This is a genomic window from Nocardioides zeae (assembly GCF_030818655.1).
GTDB lineage: Bacteria > Actinomycetota > Actinomycetes > Propionibacteriales > Nocardioidaceae > Nocardioides > Nocardioides zeae_A.
The window spans coordinates 2020512-2038633 of record NZ_JAUTAN010000001.1; the positions used below are offsets into that span (position 1 = coordinate 2020512).

The following is an 18122-nucleotide window of genomic DNA, read 5'->3' on the forward strand; positions in this document are numbered from 1 at the left end:
ATCCGCCCCGCCGGGCGGGTAAACCGGCGGAGTCCGCCTCGTCGCGGATCAGGTGTGCATCAGTAGAGCTGCTGCACCGTCTCGTCCACCTTCGCGCCCCAGTAGCGGATGGTGGGCAGGTCGGAGGAGTAGCCGTAGGCCGCGTCGGAGCCGCCGACCGGAGCGGTCACCTCGCACCCCACGTCGTCCACCGGCAGGAAGTCGGCCGACGAGAACGGCTCGCCCTCGACGAGCACCTCGGCCGTCGTCGGGTCCACGACCGAGACGACGTAGTCCGACGACCAGACCTCCCAGGCGTCGGGCTGCAGGTCGGGGTAGACCGGCTCGTCGCACTTCTTGCGGACCGCGATCGAGTCCGGCACGACCGACATGCAGACGATGGCGTTCACGTTCGTGAGGTCCGTGGCACCCGGCACGCTCCAGTCGAAGGAGGTCGTGACGGGCACGTAGGGCTCGTCCGTGGTCGCGTCGGGGAACGGCAGGGTCTCGAGCAGCAGCAGGGCGGAGATCTGCGCGGGGTCGTCCGGGAAGGGCTGCGTGCCCTCCAGGGTCGCCTCGCCGCGGCACACGTCCCCGGCGGTGAAGCCGCTACCGGGATCCACGGCCGGCAGATCCTCGGCCGGCTCCTCGGCCTCCTCGTCGGTCTCGTCGCCACCCGGGTCCTCGTCACCGGGGTCCGTCGACGACGCGGACGACGGCGGGTCCTCCACCCGGGCGTCGTCGTCGCCGTCGTCCCCGCACGCACCGAGCGTCAGCACCAGCGCCGCCGCCACCGCCGCCGCGGCCCGCAGCCGTCGTCCCTGCATCGTCCTGCGCACGTGCACCCTCCCGAGACCAGAGCGAGTCGTCCAACGGGCCCGGCGCGGGCCCGGCGCCGAGGATAACCACGACCGGCGTCACCCAAACGGCGCCGATCCACCTGCCCGTCCACCTCGCCGAACGGGCATGATGGCCGGGTGACCGACCTCACCCGCGCGCACACCGTCGACGCCGTCCTCCACCGCGGCGCCGCGCGACACCCGCGGCGTACGGCGCTCGTCGTCGGCGCCGACGACCCGACCACGTGGAGCTACGCCGAGCTGGACGCCGCCGTGACCGGCGCGGCCCGCGCCCTGCGCGGCCTCGGGTTGCGTCGCGGGGACCGGGTCGCGGCGTACGGGAAGAACTCCGACGCCTACCTCGTCGGCTACCTGGCCTGCGCCCGCGCGGGCCTCGTGCACGTGCCGATCAACTTCGCGCTGACGGGCGAGGAGCTGCGCTACCTCCTCGACCAGTCGGGCGCGAGCGCGGTGCTCGTCGACCCGGCACTGCGGCCGGCGTACGACGCGGTCGTGGCCGACCACGGCGTGGACGTCGCCCACGTCGTACCCCTGCGCGATGCGCCCGGGAACCTGCTCGAGCTGGCCCGGGACGCCGGCGAGGGGCCCGTGCTGCCCGAGGGCGAGGAGCCGGTCGCGGACGACGAGCTGGTGCAGCTGCTCTACACCTCGGGCACCACCTCGCGTCCCAAGGGCGCGATGATGACGCACCGCGCGCTCGTGGCGGAGTACCTCTCCGCCATCACCGCGCTCGACCTGACGGCGGACGACGACCCGCTGCACCCGATGCCGCTCTACCACTCGGCCCAGATGCACGTGTTCCTGCTGCCCTACCTGGCGGTGGGGGCGACCAACCACCTGGTCGAGGCCCCCGACGTGCCCGTGCTGCTGCGCCTCGTCGAGGAGCGCCGGCTCGGCACGCTGTTCCTCGCGCCCACGGTGTGGGTGCCGCTGGCCGGCCACCCCGACCTCGAGCGTCGCGACCTCTCGTCGCTGCGCAAGGCGTTCTACGGCGCCTCGATCATGCCGGTCCCGGTGCTGCAGCGCCTCCAGGAGCGACTGCCCGGCCTCGGCTTCTACAACTGCTTCGGCCAGTCGGAGATCGGTCCCCTGGCGACGGTCCTCCGCCCCGAGGAGCACGCCGACCGTCCCGACTCGTGCGGCCGCCCGGTGCTCCTCGTCGAGCTGGCGGTTCTCGACGAGGAGGGCCGGCCCGTGGATCCAGGCGGCCAGGGTGAGGTCGTCTATCGCTCCCCGCAGCTCTGCGTCGGCTACTGGGACAACCCGGAGGCGACGGCCGAGGCCTTCCGCGACGGCTGGTTCCACTCCGGCGACCTCGTGCGGATCGACGCGGAGGGTTACATCACCGTGGTCGACCGCATCAAGGACGTCATCAACACCGGCGGGGTGCTCGTCGCGTCGCGCGAGGTGGAGGACGCGCTCTACACCCATCCCGACGTGGCCGAGGTGGCCGTCATCGGCACCCCGGACGACCGCTGGATCGAGGCCGTGACCGCCGTCGTCGTGCCCCGCCCCGGCGCCGAGATCGACGAGGCCGGCCTCGTGGCGCACGCACGGGAGCGCCTGGCCGGCTTCAAGACGCCGAAGCACGTCCGCTTCGTCGAGGCGCTCCCCCGCAACGCCTCCGGCAAGCTGCTCAAGCGCGAGCTCCGCGGGGACTGAGGGTGACCCGGCCGGCCACCGGGGAGCCGCTGCTCGTCGCCCCCGGCGTCCGCGCCGCCGTGGCCGCCACCCCCGACGTGCTCGCCGCGGTGGGCGGGGCGGAGCGGGCGCGCGCGCTGCTCGCGCCGTACGAGCGCACCCGGGTGGACCGGCTCCGCCGGCCCGAGGACCGTGACGACCACGTCGCGGCCCACGTGCTGGTACGCCGCGTGGCGGCCGCGCTGCTCGCCGACGGCGGGCGTGCCGTGGGGGCCGGGGACCTCGTGCTCGAGCAGCGCTGCCCCGGGTGCGGCGACGACACCCACGGCCGGCCCGCCGTCGCCGGCGAGGACGGCCTCCACGTGTCGCTGTCCCACGCCCGCGGCTGGGTCGCCGCCGCAGCCGCCCACCGGCCCTGCGGGATCGACGTCGAGACCGTCACGGCCGTCGCACCGCTGCCCGACGTGCTGACGCCGGGCGAGGCCGCCGAGCTCGCAGCCCTCCCGCCCGGGGAGCAGCCCGCGCGGCGTTCCTGCGGCTGTGGACCCGCAAGGAGGCCGTCGTGAAGGTCGGCGCGGCCGGTCTCGAGGACCTGGCCCGGCTCGACGTGCGCGGCGCGGAGCCGACCGCCGGGGTGCGGGTGCTGGGCCTCGGGACGCCGTCCGGCGTCGTCGCGTCGCTGGCGCTGGGCACCTGAGCGACACCCCGGCTCGGCACCGTGGGCTCGACGCGCACCCGCCCGCAGGCGTCGGCAGGCGCCGGGCTCAGTCCTCGCGGTCGGCGAGGTCGCGCTGCTCCTGCGCCCAGAGCGCGTCCTCGGCCTCCTCGTCCGCCTGGCCCCGCACCTTGCGGATGTGGCGCGCCATGCTGACGAGCAGCAGGACGACGGCCACGATGAGGCCGACGAAGACGGCGAACCCGGTCCAACCGGCCTTCACGTCCTCGGGCTCGGGGCCCTCCTCCCGGTCCGCGGCCAGGCCCAGCACGTCGGCCGGGATCTCGGCGAGCAGGTGGGTGACGTCGTGGACGAGGGCGGTCAGCAGCACCGACCCATCATGCCACCGGCGTCGGGATCCCGGCGAAGAGGTCGTCCTCGGGCAGCTCGGTCGTGACGTGGGAGACGACGAGCTCGTAGTCCTCCGTCGGCCACGTCTCCCGGGCGATGTCGAGCGGCACCGCGAACCACGCGCCGTCGGGGTCGATCTGGGTGGCGTGCGCCAGGAGCGCCTGGTCCCGCACCCCGAAGTACGCCGCGCACTCCACCCGCGTCGTGATCCGGGCGTCCCATGCGGGCTCGGGGGTCCAGCTCGCGAGGCGCTCGGCGTAGGGCGACTCCAGGCCCGCGGCGACCATCGCGTCGTTGAGGGCCTGGGTGCGCGGCCGGTTGAACGTGTGGTGGTAGTAGAGCTTCGCGGGCTGCCACGCCGGACCGGCGTCCGGGAACCGCTCGGGGTCGCCGGCCGCCGCGAAGGCCGCGACCGACACCTCGTGGCACCGCACGTGGTCGGGGTGCGGGTAGCCCCCGCGCTCGTCGTACGTCGTCACCACGTGGGGACGCACCGACCGGATGAGGCGCACGAGCCGCTCGACGGCCTCGTCGAGCGGGACCAGGCCGAAGCAGCCCTCGGGCAGCGGCGGCTTCGGGTCGCCCTCCGGCCAGCCCGAGTCGACGAAGCCGAGCCAGTGCTGCGTGATGCCCAGGATCTCGCGGGCCGCGTCCATCTCCGCGCGGCGGATCTCCGTGATGTTCTCCAGCACCTCCGGCCGGTCCATCCGCGGGTTGAGCACCGATCCCCGCTCACCGCCCGTGCACGTCACCACGTGCACGTCGACCCCCTCCGCGACGTAGCGAGCCGTCGAGGCGGCCCCCTTGCTGGACTCGTCGTCGGGGTGGGCGTGCACGTGCATCAGGCGCAGACCGGCGCGGTTGGGCATGCGGAGGATCCTAGTGGCGGGCCGGGTGGCACCATGGAGGGGTGAGCACGAGCGCCCCCGCCCTGGCCGAGAGGTACGGGAAGAAGCGTCCGTCCCGGCGTGGACCCGTCATCGCACTCGCCCTCGTCGTGACCCTCGTGGGGGGCGGATGGCTGCTCTGGACGGCCTGGTTCCACGGCTCCCCCGCCGTCTCGTCGCAGCTGCTGCGCTGGGAGGTCGTCGACAGCACGACCGTGCGGATCACCTTCGACGTGGCCATCGGCGACGACGAGGTCGCCACCTGCCGCGCGCGGGCGCTCGCGGCGAACCACGAGGCGGTCGGCGACATGGTGCTCCAGGTGCCGACCGACGCGGGCGACGCCGACGGCGGCCAGATCACCACCGAGTTCCGCACCATCTCGCAGGCGACCTCGGTCGAGCTGGTCGGGTGCACCACCCCCAGCCAGAACCGCCCCCGCTGACCGCCGCGGCACGCGGCGACACCCCGGTCGTCACCGGGTCGTGGTTACACTGGGCGTTCTGATCTGCCCCGCCGCGGGGCGCCACCCCGAGGGGCGGCGCACCGACACCCGGCGGGGCTTCGCACTACACGGATCGGCCGGGTCGGCGAGAGCCCTCCCGGCCGTGCTGCTAGGAGAGGTTATGACGCAGTCCAGCGACACCGATGTCATCTGGCTGACCGCCGATGCCCACGAGAAGCTGGTGGCCGAGCTGGAGCACCTGAAGGGCCCCGCGCGTCAGGAGATCGTCGAGCGCATCTCCGCTGCTCGCGACGAGGGGGACCTCAAGGAGAACGGCGGCTACCACGCGGCACGCGAGGAGCAGGGCAAGCTCGAGGGGCGCATCCGCCAGCTCGAGGACATGCTGGCGAAGGCCCAGGTCGGCGAGACCCCGGCCGACGACGGCATCGTCGAGCCCGGCATGAAGGTCACCTACAAGTTCGTCGGCGACGACGACGACGAGGCCGAGGAGTTCCTGCTCGGCGCCCGGGAGATCGAGCCCGAGGGCCTCAAGGTCTACTCGCCGCAGTCGCCGCTCGGCGGCGCGATCCTCGGCGCCAAGAAGGGCGACGAGGTCAGCTACGAGGCGCCCAACGGCAAGACCCTCAAGGTCGTCATCCTCGACGCGACGCCCTACACGGGCTGACCCGCACGTCCCGTCCCGGCCCTACCAGGGCTGGGACACCCGGAGGCCCTGCTCGCCCAGCCTGGTGAGCAGGGCCTCCGCGTGTGCGGGGCCCCGCGTCTCCAGCTGCACGCGCACCTGCACCTCGTCGACGCCCAGCGTCGGCGAGGTGCGCTCGTGGGCCACCTCGAGCACGTTGGCCCCCGCGGCCGCCAGCTCGGCCAGCAGCCCGGCCAGGCCGCCGGGGCTGTCGCTGAGGGTGACGCGCAGGAACAGGTACCGCCCCGCCGCGGCCATGCCGTGCCGGATCACGCGGCCCATGAGCAACGGGTCGATGTTCCCGCCCGACAGCACGGCGACCGCCGGGGTCGCGAAGCGCCCCGGGTGCTCGAGCAGGGCCGCCACGGCGACCGCGCCGGCCGGCTCCACCACGAGCTTGGCGCGCTCGAGCAGACCGACGAGCGCGCGGGAGATGCCCTCCTCGCTCACGGTGACGACGTCGTCCACCGACGTCTGCACGACCGCGAACGGCACCTCGCCCGGGCAGCCCACCGCGATGCCGTCGGCCATCGTGGTCATCGCCCCCGCGGGCGTCGGCACGCCGCGGGCGAGCGACGTCGGGAAGGCGGCGGCCCCCTCGGCCTGCACGCCGACGACGCGCACGTCGGGACGCCGGCCCTTCACGGCGACCGCGATGCCCGCGACGAGACCGCCGCCGCCCGTCGGCACGAGCACGGTCGCCGCCTCGGGCAGCTGCTCGACGATCTCGAGGCCGCAGGTGCCCTGGCCCGTGACGACGTCCACGTGGTCGAAGGGATGGATGAGCACGGCCCCGGTGCGCTCCGCGTGCTCGCGGGCCGCGACGAGCGCGTCGTCGACGTAGCGGCCGGCGAAGACCACCTCCGCGCCGTACCCCCGCGTCGCCCGCTCCTTGGGGATCGGGGCGCCCTCGGGCATGTAGACCCGCGCGGAGATCCCCAGCATCCGCGCCGCGAGCGCCACGCCCTGGGCGTGGTTGCCGGCCGAGGCCGCCACGACACCGGCGGCACGCTCCTCGGGCGTCAGCCGCGCCATCCGCAGGTAGGCACCGCGGATCTTGAAGGAACCGGTGCGTTGCAGGTTCTCGGCCTTGAGCCAGACCGGGCCGCCGACGAGGTCGGCGAGCCACCGCGACTCCTCCAGCGGGGTGCGGGTGACGACGTCGGCCAGCACCGCGTGGGCGGCCTCGACGTCGGCCAGCGTGACGGTGGGGATGCTCACCCGGCGATCATTCCGGACGACCGCCCACGGCGTCGAAGTCACCCACCACGCCGGGATCCTCGCCGAGCTCCTCCCCCATGTCGTCCTCACCGCTCGGCGGTGGCGGCGCGGTCTCGTCGGCGAGGTGGAGCACGACGGCGTTGACGGCCGCGGCCAGCGGTACGGCGATGAGGGCGCCCGCGATGCCCGCGACGAGCACGCCGATGCCGATCGCGACGATGACGCCGAGCGGGTGCACGGAGACGAAGCGGCCCATGAGGAACGGCTGGAGGATGTGCCCCTCGATCTGCTGCACGAGGATGACGCCACCGAGCATGAGGAGGGCGACCCACGGTCCCTGGTCGACGAGCGCGACGAGCACCGCCACCGACCCGGCGATGGTCGCGCCGATCATCGGCACGAAGGCCCCGATGAAGACGAGCACGCCGATCGCGGCGACCAACGGCACGTCGAGGACCACCGCCACGATCATGATGCCGATCGCGTCGACCAGGGCGACGATCACGGTGGCCCGCATGAACTGCGTCAACGACACCCAGGCGACCCGTCCCGAGCTGTCGATCTGCTCGCGCGCCCCCCGGGGCGCCAGCCGCACGCACCACGACCAGATGCGCGCGCCGTCGGCGAGGAAGAAGAACGACGCGAACAGCACGATGAAGAACCCGGCCGCGATGTGGGTGAGCGTCGTGCCGACCTCGGTCACCTGGCGCACGAGCTGCTGGCTGTCGCCGGACTCGGTGAGGTACTGCTGCGCCTGCGTGATGTAGCCGTCGATCTGCGAGTCCGACGCGTTGAGCGGCCCGTCCTTCAGCCACGTGCGCACCTCGCCGAGCCCCATGACCACCTTGTCGGCGAGGTCGGTCATGCCGTCGATCACCTGCTGGCTCACGAAGGTGATGAGGAGCGCGATGAAGCCCAGGCCGCCGACGACCACGACGATCGCCGAGAGGCTGGCGGGGACCCGGATCCGCCGGCCCCACCGCACGACGGGGTGCCCGAGCGAGGTCACGAGGAGGGCGATGAGCAGCGGGAGGGTGACGACGCGGACCTGCCAGAAGGCGTAGACCAGCACCACCGTCGCGGCCACGATGACGAGGAAGCGCCACGCCCAGGCGGCCGCGAGGTCGAGACCCCAGGGCACCTCGGCGCGCGCGAGGTTGGACTCCCCCGCCGCGATCGGGAGGGGCGCCGCGCCCACCGGCCGACGCTCGGCCCGGGCGGCCGCCCACTGCGCGGTCAGCTGGGCACGGAGGTCGCGCCGCAGCGCCTCCTCGTGCTGCTCCTCGTCGCGGCTGCGCCGGGCGAGCAGCGCGGCGAGACGACGCCGCAGCTCGCCCACCTCGCCGTCGTCGGGCTCCTTCGTCACGGGGTCGCCGATCGGCGCCCGCCCCTCGTCGGCCTGCTCGGCGGTCCTGTCCCCGTCCACCCGCGCCACGTTACGTTGCCAGCCCGTCCGCGAGGGAACGGACCAGGCAACGTGCTACCTCCGGGTGGCCCCCGGTGAGCAGCCCGACGGCGGCGAGCACGGAGGAGGCGTCCAGGCCCAGCCGCGGCGCGGCGGGCACGAGCCACCCGCCGGGCCCGGCCCCGGCCTCCCCGGTGGCCGCACGGAGCACGGCGCGGGACCGGTCGGCGCCGGCGTGCCGCAGCACCCCGCCGGAGCCGACGAGGAGCGCCGTCTCCCGCAGGTCGGTGCCCCCGCCGTCGGTGCGGTCGCGGTCGACGAAGCGCCCGGCGTGGCGGCGTACCGCCGTGCGCACGGCCACCTCCGCGATCCGCAGGTCGGTGGCCTCGTCCTCGGGGGTCTCCGGGAGCAGTCCGGGGTGGTCCGCACGGCGCTGCGCCGCTGCGACCAACGCCGCGTCCCCCGCGACGCCGGCGTCGTCGGCCGCCGTGACGGTCGACGGTGCGGACCACCGCATGCCGAGGTCGCCCTCGACCGTGCGGTTGAGCCGGGTGCGGGCGACGACCTCGCGGCTCGCGTGCTCCGGGTCGACCTCGGTCGCCGAGTAGACGTCCGTCGTCGCGCCGCCCACGTCGACCACCACGACGTCCCCCTCGACGTCGGCCAGCAGGGCCACCCCGTCGAGCACGAGGTCGGGGGTGGCACCGCGCAGCAGCCGGGTCAGCTCGGGACGGCGGCTCAACCGGCGACCGCCGATGACGTGGGCGAGGAAGAGCTCGCGCACCCGCGACCGGGCGGGACGCGGGCGCCAGCACCCCGATGCGCGGCACGACGTTGTCGGCCGTGCGGTGCGCGAGGCCGGCGGCGTCGAGCACCGCGGCCGCCTCGGGTGCCGCATCCGCGTTGCCGGCCACGACGACCGCGCCGTCCCACCCGTCGCGGGCCAGGGCGGCGAGCAACCGTGCCCCCTCGACGAGGGGCGTCGGGTTGCCCCCGTCGGTGCCACCGGTGAGCAGCACGACGTCGGGACGGGCCACGGCGAGCGCCCGGGCGTCGGTGCCGTCCTGGGCGAGCGCATGGACGGCGACCACCCGGCCGCCGCTCGACAGGGCCACCCGACGGCCCGCCTCGGCGGTCACCAGTGCCTCGTTGCCGAGCACGCCGATCCGGAGCCCGCCGCCGGCCGAGGAGCAGGCGAGCACCACGACGTCGTCCGCCGCCGGGTCGAACGCGTGCTGCGTGCCGAGGGCGGCCAGGCACGCGTCGTACCCGTCCAGCAGGTCGCCGCTGCCCGACGCGTCGGGCAGCGTGGTCGGGTGGCTCGCGCTCGCGAGCACCGTGCCGGCCGGCCCGGCGTCGCCGTCGACCAGCGCGACGAGCAGGGCCTTGGTGAAGGTGGAGCCGAGGTCGACGCAGACCGCCAGGCTCACCCGGCGACCCGCTCCAGGGCCTGGTCGAGGTCGGCGACGAGGTCGGCGCCGGTCTCGATGCCGACGGAGAGACGCACGAGGTCACCGGGCACCTCGAGCTCGGTGCCCGCGACCGACGCGTGCGTCATGCGGCCCGGGTGCTCGATGAGCGACTCGACGCCGCCGAGCGACTCGCCGAGGGTGAACAGCTCGGTGGCCGCGCAGAGGTCGAGGGCCGCCTGCTCGCCGGCGGCGACCCGGAACGAGACGATGCCGCCGAAGCGCTTCATCTGGCGCGCGGCCACGGCGTGGCCGGGGTGGGACTCCAGCCCGGGGTAGATCACCTCGGCCACGGCCGGGTGGGCCGCGAGGTGCGCGGCGACGAGCTCGGCGTTGTCGCAGTGCCGCTCCATCCGCAGCGCGAGGGTGCGGAGCCCGCGCAGCACCAGCCACGAGTCGAACGGGCCGGCCACGCCGCCGATGGAGTTCTGGAAGAAGGCCACCTGCTCGGCGACCTCGAGGTCGCGCACGACGAGGGCGCCGCCGACGACGTCGGAGTGCCCGCCGGCGTACTTCGTCGTCGAGTGCACGACGACGTCGGCGCCCAGGGTCAGGGGCTGCTGCAGGTAGGACGAGGCGAAGGTGTTGTCGACGACGAGGAGCGCGCCCGCCTCGTGAGCCACGCCCGCGAGGGCCTCGATGTCGCCGATGGACAGCAGCGGGTTCGTGGGCGTCTCGACCCACACGAGCTTCGTGGCGCCCGGCCGGATCGCCGCGCGGACGGCGTCGACGTCGGAGACCGGCGCCGGCGTGTGCTCGAGGCCCCAGGGGCGGGCCACCTTGTCGACGAGCCGGTACGTCCCGCCGTACGCGTCGTCGGGGATGACGACGTGGTCGCCGGGCCGGGCGAGGGCCCGCAGCAGCGTGTCCTCCGCCGCCAGGCCCGACGCGAAGGCGAACCCGCGCTCCCCCTCCTCGAGCGCGGCGAGGTTGGCCTCCAGCGCGGTGCGGGTGGGGTTGCCGGAGCGGCTGTACTCGTAGCCGTTCCGCATCCCTCCCACGCCGTCCTGCTTGTAGGTCGACGTCGCGTAGATGGGCGGGATCACCGCGCCGGTCGTCGGGTCGGGCTCGTAGCCCGCGTGGATGGCGCGGGTCTCGAAGCCGTGCTTGCCGCTCTGCTCGCTGCTCACCCGACCGAGCCTACGACGGGAAGGTCCGGGGGCCTCGCGGTGTTGGGCATCATGGAACGACGCCGTCGAGACCCCGGGAGGACCCGTTGTTGTTCGGATCCAGCACCAAGACCACGCTCCCCACGCCCGACAAGGCCCTCGCGGGCCGGGACGAGCCCTGGTTCACGCTCGGTGAGCACGTCGTGCTCGGCACCCCGGTCGTGACCGACGACGTGCCCGACGGACTCGAGGTCGCCGTGTTCGGCCTCGGGTGCTTCTGGGGCGCCGAGGAGATCTACTGGCAGAAGGACGGCGTCTGGTCGACCTCCGTCGGCTACGCCGGCGGCTACACACCGCACCCGTCCTACGAGGAGGTGTGCTCGGGTCGCACCGGCCACACCGAGGCCGTCCGGATCGTCTTCGACCCGACGCGCACCTCGTTCGCCGACCTCGTGAAGACCTTCTTCGAGGTCCACGACCCGACGCAGGGCATGCGGCAGGGCAACGACGTGGGCACGCAGTACCGCTCGGCGATCTACTACACCACGCCGGAGCAGGAGACGACCGCGCGCGAGCTCACCGACGTGTACGCCGCGGAGCTGCGCCGCCAGCGCCTCGGGGACGTCACGACGGAGATCAAGCCGGCCGGTGACTACTTCTACGCCGAGCCAGTGCACCAGCAGTACCTCGCGAAGAACCCGCACGGCTACCGCTGCCACGCCAACACGGGCGTGCGGTTCCCGCAGGTCTGAGGCCGCCCCCGGACGGGACCGGGGGCCTCGGGCCCGCGGCCCCCGGACCGTGAGGAGAACGCGGACGTTGCGGAGCGACACGCCGGGCGTCCCCGGCAGTCGGTCCGCGTTTTCCTCAGTTGAGCGCCCCGGGCCGGCCCGGACCTTCACCGGGCGCACCGGGTCGGTCGCCTCGGGGCCGGACGGTCAGCGCGCGATGACGGTCTCGCCGGCCCGCACGCGGATGCCCTCGGCGACGGCCGGCTCCACCCCTGGTGGCAGGAGCAGGTCGACGCGCGACCCGAAGCGGATCAGCCCGATGCGGTCACCCCGGGACACCTCCGCACCCGCCCCGACGTAGGGCACGATGCGCCGCGCGGCGGCACCGGAGAACTGCACCATCCCCAGCTCCCCGTGGGGCGTGGCGAGGGTCCACTCCATGCGCTCGTTCACGTGCGCGTCGTCGGCGAAGGCCAGCTTGTGCGGCCCCTCGACGTGGGTCTGCGTCACCACGGTCGCGTCGCACGGCATGCGGGTGACGTGGACGTTGTAGAGCGCCAGGTAGGTCGAGACGAACCACCGGCCGTCCCGCAGCTCGACCTGGCGCACGAGCCCGTCGGCCGGGGCCAGGAGACCCGGGCCCTCCGCCGCGCGCTCGGGGTCGCGGAAGAAGGCGGTCATGCCCGTGGCCAGCGCGAGCGCGCCGACGCGGGGCAGCCCCCGCAGGACGAGCGGCGGCAGCCAGGACAGGCCGATCCACCAGGGTGTGCCGCGGGCGGGTGCGAGAGCCATGCGGCTCAGTCTCCCAGGCGGCGGCCTCAGCGCTGCTGCTGGGCCAGCCGCAAGCGGAGCCGACGGCGCTCCTCGCGGTCGACGTCGATGTCCTCCTCGCCGTCCGCGCGGCCGCGCGAGCGGGCGGCCAGCACGGGGAGGACGAGCAGCACCAGCACCCACGTCGCGGCCACGACGAGCGTCGGCTGCACGGCGTCGAGCGCGGCCAGCGCGGCGAGCACCCAGCCACCGATCGCCAGGGGCAGCATGTCGCGCCCCTGGTGCGGGAAGCGCAGGCGGCACACCATGAGGGCGCCGACCAGCAGCAGCACGAGGCCGAGCAGGAGCGGATCGACGGTCGTGTACGCCGCGGAGACGGCGAGCAGCGCCGCCAAGGGCGAGGGCAGCCCGACGAAGTCCGTGTCCTCGTCCCGCACCGCGCAGAAGTCCGCCAGGCGCAGCAGCGCCCCGGAGAGGTAGACGAGGAAGCCGGCCACGGCGACCGCGACCTCCAGGTCGTTCCCGCCGCCGGCGAGGGCGATCGTCACCAGCAGGGCCGCGGGCACGAGCCCGAAGGTGATGCCGTCGCTCAGCGAGTCGAGCTGGCCGCCGAGCGACGATCCGCCGACCAGGCGCGCGGTGGCGCCGTCCAGGGAGTCGAAGACGGTGCCGAGCACGAGCAGCAGCGACACCAGCTGGAGCGTGGAGAGGCCCGCCCAGACGTCCTCGGCGTAGCCGGCGCAGACCAGCGTGAGCAGGGCGAGCGCGCCGCAGGAGGCGTTGCCGAGCGTGAAGGCATCGGGAACGCGGGGCCGGGTGATTCCCCACATCCTCATCGTCGTTCTCCTCCTCGTGGCGCGTGCATCGGGGCAACGGTAGGCGCAAGAGGCGTCCAGCGCGCGATCCGCGAGACTTCTCACCCCCCTTCTCACCCGCCCGGGACCTCGCGTCGGCCCCGCGGTTCGGTGCCGTGGTCCACCATGGAGGAGTGGACGAGAAGCCCCGCGACCCCCGAGGTCTCCCCCGCCGCACGGCGGCCCGCACGGCTCGGCTCGCCGCCCTCCCGCTCGGGTACGCGGGGCGGAGCGCCCTGGGCCTCGGCAAGCGGCTCGGCGGCCGCACCGCCGAGCAGGTGAGCGCCGAGGTGCAGCAGCGCACGGCCGAGCAGGTGTTCCGCACCCTGGGCCAGCTCAAGGGCGGGGCCATGAAGTTCGGGCAGATGCTCTCCGTGCTGGAGGCGGCCCTGCCCGAGGAGTCGATGGCCGGCTACCGGGCCGAGCTCACCCGCCTTCAGGACGCCGCTCCCCCGATGCCGACGGCGGAGGTCCGCCGCGTGCTCGACGAGGAGCTCGGCGGCGCCGGCATCGCCTGGCGCGAGCACCTCGTCAGCTTCGACGGCGGCCCGACGGCCGCCGCCTCGATCGGCCAGGTCCACCGCGGGCGCTGGCGCGACGACCCCGCCGACCCGACGACGGAGCGGGACGTCGCGGTGAAGGTGCAGTACCCCGGCGCCGGCGACGCCATCGCGTCCGACCTGCGGCAGCTCGGCCGGCTGGCCCGCACCCTCGCGCCGATCCTCCCCGGCATCGACGTGCGGGCGCTCGTGACGGAGCTGCAGGACCGCATGGCCGAGGAGCTCGACTACCGGCTCGAGGCCGAGGCGCAGCGGGCGTTCGCTGCGGCGTACCGGGACGACGAGCGGTACGTCGTCCCCGGCGTGGTCGCCGGCACCGAGAAGGTGCTGGTCTTGGAGTGGCTCGAGAGCACCGGCTCGCTCGCGACCGTCATCGCGTCGGGCACGCCCGAGGAGCGGGACCACTACGGCCAGCTGCTCGTGCGGTTCCTCTTCGACGGGCCGGAGCGCACCGGGATGCTCCACGCCGACCCGCACCCCGGCAATTTCCGCACGATCCCCGGGCCCGACGGCGAGCCCGGGCGGCTCGGCGTGCTCGACTTCGGTGCCGTCGCGCGGCTGCCCGAGGGCGGGCTCCCGGAGGCGATGGGCCGGCTGCTGCGCGTGGCCGGGCAGTCCGACCTCGACGGCCTCGAGGCCGGGTTGCGGGCCGAGGGGTTCATCCGCGACAAGGTGCGGATCGACCCCCAGCTCCTCCTGACCTTCCTCGGCCCGTTCGTCGAGCCCACGCTCGTCGAGGAGTTCACGTTCACCCGGGAGTGGATGCGGGAGCAGTACGACCGGCTCAGCGACCCCCGCGATCCCGTCGCCGCCGTGGGGCTGCGGCTGAACCTGCCCCCGTCGTACCTGCTCATCCACCGCACCTGGCTCGCCGGGGTCGGCGTGCTGAGCCAGCTGGGCGCCACGGCGCCCTTCCGCGCGATCCTGTCGGAGTCCCTGCCCGGCTTCGCCGCGGACTGACTTCCCGAGCTCCCCGCGCCTGTGCCAGAGTTCCGCGCATGGGCACCTGGGGAACCGGCCCCTTCGACAACGACGGGGCGGCCGACCTGCTCGGCGAGATCGAGGACGGCACGTTCTCGTTCGACGCGGTCGAGTGGGCGTTCGACGACGGCCACCTGACGACGGACGGCGGCGAGTTCGCGGGGGCGCTCATCGAGCTCGCGTTGATCGCGCTCGAGGCCCGCGACCCCTCCGAGGAGGTCGCCGACCTCGACCTCGACGACTTCCGCGCGGCGCTCACGCCCGACCGGCTGCGGTGGCTCGTGCAGCAGGGCGAGCGCGCCCTGTCGGAGGAGTCCTCGGAGGTCTACGAGCTGTGGGCCGACGCCGGTGAGGACGAGCTCGAGGAGTGGCGGGCCGCCACCGCGCGCAGCCTCACCGAGCTGCGCGAGCTGGTCTGAGCCCCTCCCGGCCTCACCCCTCCAGCCGCGTCGCGAGGAACGTCCACTCCAGCGCCGCCTTGTGCGCCGCCTGCGCGTTGGTGGACGCGCCGCCGTGGCCGCCCTCGACGTTCTCCCAGTACGTGACGTCGGCGCCCACCTCGCGGAGTCGGGCGGCCATCTTGCGGGCGTGGCCGGGGTGCACGCGGTCGTCCCGCGTCGAGGTGGTCAGCAGCACCGGCGGGTAGGTCACGTCCTCGGCCACCCGGTGGTAGGCCGAGATCTCCTCGACGAACGGCCGGTCCGCGGGGTCGTCGGGGTCGCCGTACTCCGCGATCCACGACGCGCCCGCCAGCAGCTGCGGGTAGCGCAGCATGTCGAGCAGCGGCACCGTGCACACGACGGCGCCCAGGATATCGGGGTAGCGCACGAGCATGTTGCCCACAAGCAGCCCGCCGTTGGACCCGCCCATGATCCCGAGCTGCCCGACCGTCGTCGTGCCGCCCGTGACGAGCGCGCGGGCGACCGCGGCGAAGTCCTCGTAGGCGCGGTGGCGCTTCTCGCGGAGCGCGGCCTGGTGCCAGGCGGGGCCGTACTCGCCGCCGCCGCGGATGTTCGCCACGACGTACGCGTTGCCACGGGCGAGCCAGGCCCGCCCGATGCTGCCCGAGTAGGACGGCGTCAGGGAGATCTCGAACCCGCCGTAGCCGTAGAGGAGCGTCGGGACCGGCCCGTCCTGGCCGCGCGGCGACACCACGAAGTAGGGGACCTGCGTGCCGTCGTCGGAGATCGCGAACCGCTGCGTCACCTCGTGGGTGGCGGCATCGAACCGCGCCGGGCTCTCCTTGAGCACGGTGGGCTGCCCGGGCGCGCCCGCGGCGCGGAGGTCGACGAGGGCGAGGCTCGGCGACGTGAGGTACCCCGAGACGTCCAGCCACGCGAGGTCGCCCTCGGGGCCGTCGTCGGTGGCGTCGACCGCCCGCACCCCGACGGTCGTGTACGGCGGCAGCCCGGTCAGCGGGTGCCGCTCCCAGTCGTCCCCGGGCCCGGACGGCGGGGTCAGCACCTCGACGTGCTGCACGACGTCCTCGAGCGTCACCAGCACCACACGGTGCCGCGTGCGGGTCCACCCGGCCAGCGACGTGCTGGCGGTCGGCGTGAAGAGGGGCGTGAAGCGGGGCTCGCCCGCGTCGTACGCCGCGAGGTCGGTGACGAGCAGCGACCCGGCGGGGTACGTCGCGGTGCCGTCGCCCCCCGGCGCCCAGTCGTCGCGGAGGTGGACGAGCAGGTGGTCGCGCCACACGGCCGGCTCGGCGGAGTCGGGAACCGCGATGCGGTGCAGCTCCGTGCCGGTGCGGGCGTCGTCGAGCAGCAGGGTCTCCGAGGTGTAGAAGCCCATCATCCGGAAGACGTAGCCGCGCTCGTGGCCGGGCGTGGCGTCGTACCCCACCCCCACGGCCATGTCGTCCGGACCCGCCTCGAAGAGCACCTCGGCCTCGGCCAGCGGGGTGCCGCGCCGCCAGCGGCGGGCGATGCGGGCGTACCCCGACGTCGTCAGCGAGCCGGGGCCCGTGTCGGTGGCGACGAGGGCAGTGTCCTCGTCGACCCAGGCCATGCCGCCCTTGCCCTCGGGCCGCAGGAAGCCGCCGTCCTCGGGCGCCACGAACGTGCGCGTCTCGAGGTCGAACTCGCGCGTCAGGTCGGCGTCGGAGCCGCCGGGCGAGAGCGAGACCAGCGCACGGCGGAACGCCAGCGGGCCGGTGCGCAGCACCTGCGCGCCGTGCCACACCCACAGCGTGCCGTCGGCGGCACTGAGGGCGTCGACGTCGAGCAGCACGTCCCAGTCCGGGGCAGCGGTGCGGTAGGACTCCATCGTGGTGCGTCGCCACAGGCCGCGCTCGTTGGTCGCGTCGCGCCAGAAGTTGTAGACGAAGTCCCCCGCCCGGCTCACCAGCGGGATGCGGTCGTCGGCGTCGAGCACCTCGAGGATCGCCTGCTCGGTGGCGGCGAAGCCGTCGACGGCGCCGATGGCGGCCTCCGCCTCGGCGTTCCGTTCCTCCACCCACCCCAGGGCCTCGTCGCCGGTGACGTCCTCGAGCCAGAGGTGGGGATCGACCATGCGGGCGAGGCTACCGTCGGGCCCGTGCGCATCGTCTCCCTGCTCCCGTCGACCACCGAGATCCTCTTCGCGCTCGGCGCGGGCGACGAGGTGGTCGGAGTGACGTTCGAGTGCGACCACCCCGCCGAGGCGCGCTCACGGCGGATCGTGTCGACGTCCGCGATGCCGTCGGGGCTGGCGCCGGCGGAGATCGACGCGTACGTCGCGGCCGCGCTCGCCCGGGGCGAGGACCTCTACCGGCTCGACGCCGGGGCGCTGGCCGACCTCGACGCCGACCTCGTGGTGACCCAGGACCTGTGCGCCGTCTGCGCCGTCGACGTCAGCGTCGTCGACGACGCGCTGGCCCACCTCGGCTGCCGCGCCGACGTGCTGACCTGTGACCCCCACACCGTGGCGGAGGTGCTCGACTCCGTCCGCTCCGTCGGTACGGCGGTGGGCCGCGTCGCCGAGGCCGACGCGCTCGTCGCGGGGCTCGAGGCCCGGCTCGCGGCGGTGGCGGCCACTGTCGCGACCCGGCCCGGTCCCCGGCCCCGCGTGGTCGTGCTCGAGTGGACCGACCCGCCCTTCGCGCCCGGCCACTGGATCCCCGAGATGGTCGAGCTGGCCGGCGGCGCGTGCGTGCTGGGCACCGCGGGCTCGACGTCCGTCCGGGTGCGGTGGGAGGACGTCCACGCGGCGCGGCCGGACGTCGTCGTGGTGGCGCCGTGCGGCTACGACCGCGCGGGCGCACAGGCGCAGGCGGACGGGCTCGTGGCGGCCGGGCTCCTGCCCGCCGGGGCGCTCGTGCACGCCGTCGACGCCGACGCGCACTGGGCCCGCCCCGGCCCGCGGATCGTCGACGGGGTCGAGGAGCTGGCGGGGGTGCTGGCCGCCTTCCCCCCGGTCCCCCCGGTCACCTCGGTCGTGGTGTGAGGCCACCACATTC

Annotated in this window: 19 protein-coding genes and 1 pseudogene; 9 read left to right on the plus strand and 11 right to left on the minus strand. The window is 74.6% G+C overall.

Annotation, left to right across the window (positions count from 1 at the left end):
- Positions 1 to 59: 59 nt before the first annotated feature.
- On the minus strand, positions 60 to 818 hold the full coding sequence (locus QE405_RS09580; protein ID WP_307200094.1) for a hypothetical protein: 759 nt from the start codon (positions 816 to 818) through the stop codon (positions 60 to 62).
- A 138-nt stretch (positions 819 to 956) separates the two neighbouring features.
- Here QE405_RS09580 and QE405_RS09585 point away from each other — a divergent pair, with 138 nt between their 5' ends.
- The 3 genes from QE405_RS09585 to QE405_RS09595 are packed head-to-tail and all read left to right on the plus strand — an operon-like array spanning position 957 to position 3177.
- Positions 957 to 2501, plus strand: coding sequence for an acyl-CoA synthetase (locus tag QE405_RS09585; RefSeq protein WP_307200095.1), 1545 nt, complete (start codon positions 957 to 959; stop codon positions 2499 to 2501).
- A 2-nt stretch (positions 2502 to 2503) separates the two neighbouring features.
- Positions 2504 to 3046, plus strand: a complete 543-nt coding sequence (locus tag QE405_RS09590; RefSeq protein ID WP_307200097.1) for a 4'-phosphopantetheinyl transferase family protein — start codon at positions 2504 to 2506, stop codon at positions 3044 to 3046.
- Positions 3043 to 3177, plus strand: coding sequence for a hypothetical protein (locus QE405_RS09595; protein ID WP_307200100.1), 135 nt, complete (start codon positions 3043 to 3045; stop codon positions 3175 to 3177). Before QE405_RS09590 ends, QE405_RS09595 begins: the two co-directional genes overlap by 4 nt.
- A gap of 67 nt (positions 3178 to 3244) precedes the next feature.
- Here the strand turns inward: QE405_RS09595 and QE405_RS09600 are convergent, their stop codons facing one another.
- Entirely contained in the window at positions 3245 to 3526 is a 282-nt protein-coding gene (locus QE405_RS09600; RefSeq protein WP_307200102.1) for a hypothetical protein, read from the minus strand.
- Between the two features lie 7 nt (positions 3527 to 3533).
- Positions 3534 to 4415: a mycothiol conjugate amidase Mca gene (mca, locus tag QE405_RS09605; RefSeq protein WP_307200104.1), complete on the minus strand. Its 882-nt coding sequence runs from the start codon at positions 4413 to 4415 to the stop codon at positions 3534 to 3536.
- Positions 4416 to 4456: 41 nt separating this feature from the next.
- On the opposite strand from mca, the gene QE405_RS09610 reads away from it, so the two are divergent.
- Positions 4457 to 4876 carry a DUF4307 domain-containing protein gene (locus QE405_RS09610; protein WP_307200105.1) on the plus strand — a complete coding sequence of 140 codons (420 nt, stop codon included), beginning with the start codon at positions 4457 to 4459 and terminating at the stop codon, positions 4874 to 4876.
- Positions 4877 to 5057: 181 nt separating this feature from the next.
- Positions 5058 to 5561, plus strand: a complete 504-nt coding sequence (gene greA / locus QE405_RS09615; protein ID WP_307200107.1) for a transcription elongation factor GreA — start codon at positions 5058 to 5060, stop codon at positions 5559 to 5561.
- 21 nt (positions 5562 to 5582) lie between these two features.
- Here the strand turns inward: greA and ilvA are convergent, their stop codons facing one another.
- From ilvA to QE405_RS09640, 5 genes and pseudogenes are all read right to left on the minus strand, one after another.
- On the minus strand, positions 5583 to 6800 hold the full coding sequence (ilvA, locus tag QE405_RS09620) for a threonine ammonia-lyase (RefSeq protein ID WP_307200109.1): 1218 nt from the start codon (positions 6798 to 6800) through the stop codon (positions 5583 to 5585).
- Between the two features lie 7 nt (positions 6801 to 6807).
- Complete coding sequence (locus tag QE405_RS09625; RefSeq protein ID WP_307200112.1) at positions 6808 to 8226, minus strand: AI-2E family transporter; 1419 nt, start codon at positions 8224 to 8226, stop codon at positions 6808 to 6810.
- Positions 8227 to 8236: 10 nt separating this feature from the next.
- Positions 8237 to 8989 carry a glutamate mutase L gene (locus QE405_RS09630; protein ID WP_307200113.1) on the minus strand — a complete coding sequence of 251 codons (753 nt, stop codon included), beginning with the start codon at positions 8987 to 8989 and terminating at the stop codon, positions 8237 to 8239.
- Between the two features lie 76 nt (positions 8990 to 9065).
- Positions 9066 to 9635 (minus strand): annotated as a pseudogene (locus QE405_RS09635) (glutamate mutase L); the annotation flags it as partial.
- Positions 9632 to 10804 (minus strand): cystathionine gamma-synthase, encoded by a 1173-nt coding sequence (locus QE405_RS09640; RefSeq protein WP_307200115.1) that lies wholly within the window; start codon positions 10802 to 10804, stop codon positions 9632 to 9634. The pseudogene QE405_RS09635 and the gene QE405_RS09640, both read right to left, overlap by 4 nt.
- An 89-nt stretch (positions 10805 to 10893) precedes the next feature.
- On the opposite strand from QE405_RS09640, the gene msrA reads away from it, so the two are divergent.
- A complete protein-coding gene (msrA, locus tag QE405_RS09645; protein ID WP_373459456.1) occupies positions 10894 to 11535 on the plus strand; it encodes a peptide-methionine (S)-S-oxide reductase MsrA in 642 nt (213 codons plus the stop codon).
- A 186-nt stretch (positions 11536 to 11721) separates the two neighbouring features.
- Here msrA and QE405_RS09650 read toward each other — a convergent pair whose 3' ends face one another.
- A complete protein-coding gene (locus QE405_RS09650; protein WP_307200119.1) occupies positions 11722 to 12306 on the minus strand; it encodes a phosphatidylserine decarboxylase in 585 nt (194 codons plus the stop codon).
- 26 nt (positions 12307 to 12332) lie between these two features.
- On the minus strand, positions 12333 to 13121 hold the full coding sequence (locus tag QE405_RS09655) for a CDP-alcohol phosphatidyltransferase family protein (protein ID WP_307200121.1): 789 nt from the start codon (positions 13119 to 13121) through the stop codon (positions 12333 to 12335).
- Positions 13122 to 13273: 152 nt separating this feature from the next.
- Here QE405_RS09655 and QE405_RS09660 point away from each other — a divergent pair, with 152 nt between their 5' ends.
- Both QE405_RS09660 and QE405_RS09665 read left to right on the plus strand, forming a co-directional pair.
- Positions 13274 to 14659 carry an ABC1 kinase family protein gene (locus QE405_RS09660; protein WP_307200123.1) on the plus strand — a complete coding sequence of 462 codons (1386 nt, stop codon included), beginning with the start codon at positions 13274 to 13276 and terminating at the stop codon, positions 14657 to 14659.
- A 38-nt stretch (positions 14660 to 14697) separates the two neighbouring features.
- A complete protein-coding gene (locus QE405_RS09665) occupies positions 14698 to 15099 on the plus strand; it encodes a DUF4259 domain-containing protein (RefSeq protein ID WP_307200125.1) in 402 nt (133 codons plus the stop codon).
- A 13-nt stretch (positions 15100 to 15112) separates the two neighbouring features.
- Here QE405_RS09665 and QE405_RS09670 read toward each other — a convergent pair whose 3' ends face one another.
- Positions 15113 to 17197, minus strand: coding sequence for a prolyl oligopeptidase family serine peptidase (locus QE405_RS09670; protein WP_307200127.1), 2085 nt, complete (start codon positions 17195 to 17197; stop codon positions 15113 to 15115).
- Between the two features lie 24 nt (positions 17198 to 17221).
- On the opposite strand from QE405_RS09670, the gene QE405_RS09675 reads away from it, so the two are divergent.
- Positions 17222 to 18109 carry an ABC transporter substrate-binding protein gene (locus tag QE405_RS09675; RefSeq protein ID WP_307200129.1) on the plus strand — a complete coding sequence of 296 codons (888 nt, stop codon included), beginning with the start codon at positions 17222 to 17224 and terminating at the stop codon, positions 18107 to 18109.
- Positions 18110 to 18122 lie beyond the last annotated feature (13 nt).

Coding starts and splice junctions, on each gene's coding strand:
- greA (WP_307200107.1), top strand. CDS start 5,058: ATGACGCAGTCCAGCGACACCGATGTCATCTGGCTGACCGCCGATGCC.
- QE405_RS09665 (WP_307200125.1), top strand. CDS start 14,698: ATGGGCACCTGGGGAACCGGCCCCTTCGACAACGACGGGGCGGCCGAC.
- QE405_RS09655 (WP_307200121.1), bottom strand. CDS start 13,121: ATGAGGATGTGGGGAATCACCCGGCCCCGCGTTCCCGATGCCTTCACG.
- QE405_RS09650 (WP_307200119.1), bottom strand. CDS start 12,306: ATGGCTCTCGCACCCGCCCGCGGCACACCCTGGTGGATCGGCCTGTCC.
- mca (WP_307200104.1), bottom strand. CDS start 4,415: ATGCCCAACCGCGCCGGTCTGCGCCTGATGCACGTGCACGCCCACCCC.
- QE405_RS09670 (WP_307200127.1), bottom strand. CDS start 17,197: ATGGTCGATCCCCACCTCTGGCTCGAGGACGTCACCGGCGACGAGGCC.